Below are 595 nucleotides of genomic sequence, written 5' to 3' on the forward strand. Positions count from 1 at the left end.
CTCGACGTCGACAACCTGCTCGATCCGTTCGAGGTGCGCGGGCAGCGCGCCGCGGTTGGCCTTGCGCGGGCGATCGCTGCCGGCCTTCGCGGTCACCGCCTCGCGTGCGGCGCGGGCCTGGCCCAGTGCCGTCTCGACATCCTCAAGGCCAAGCTGAAGCTGGTCTGGATCGAGCTGCTCGGACTTGCGGCCGAACCGGTGGCGCATGAAGGCATCGATGATCGACTGCAGCCGCTCGATCTCTGCATCGGCCTCGCCCTTGGCGAGTGCAAGATCGCTCCTTGCCGCGCGTTCTGTGGCCAGTGTGCGGGACTGCTCAAGGACGAGCGCGCGGAGCGCTTCGACATCGTTGGGAAGGTCCGCTTCCATGAGCATGGAAGCAATGAATCAGCAGCGAGAAGCCCCGTCAACCGGCAATCTGCGGGGCCATCGGCCGACGTCCACCGTGCACCCGCCGCCAGTCCAGGCCTTCGAGCAACGCACCCAGCTGGGCCGCGGTCAGGCGCATCACGCCGTCGCGGATCCCGGGCCACTTGAAGCCTCCGGACTCAAGCTTCTTCGCCATCAGGCACAGCCCGGTGCCGTCCCACCAAAC

General features: G+C 67.6%; 2 protein-coding genes. Both read right to left on the reverse strand.

Going from position 1 to position 595, the window contains the following annotated elements:
- A partial coding sequence (locus IE122_RS18275; RefSeq protein ID WP_189622650.1) for an IS66 family transposase occupies positions 1-375 on the reverse strand: 375 nt, incomplete at its 3' end.
- 31 nt (positions 376-406) lie between these two features.
- Positions 407-595: IS66 family insertion sequence element accessory protein TnpB (gene tnpB, locus IE122_RS18280; protein WP_189622651.1), on the reverse strand; the 189-nt coding region annotated here is incomplete at its 5' end.

The sequence above is a fragment of the Novosphingobium colocasiae genome, assembly GCF_014652555.1.
Taxonomy (GTDB): domain Bacteria; phylum Pseudomonadota; class Alphaproteobacteria; order Sphingomonadales; family Sphingomonadaceae; genus Novosphingobium; species Novosphingobium colocasiae.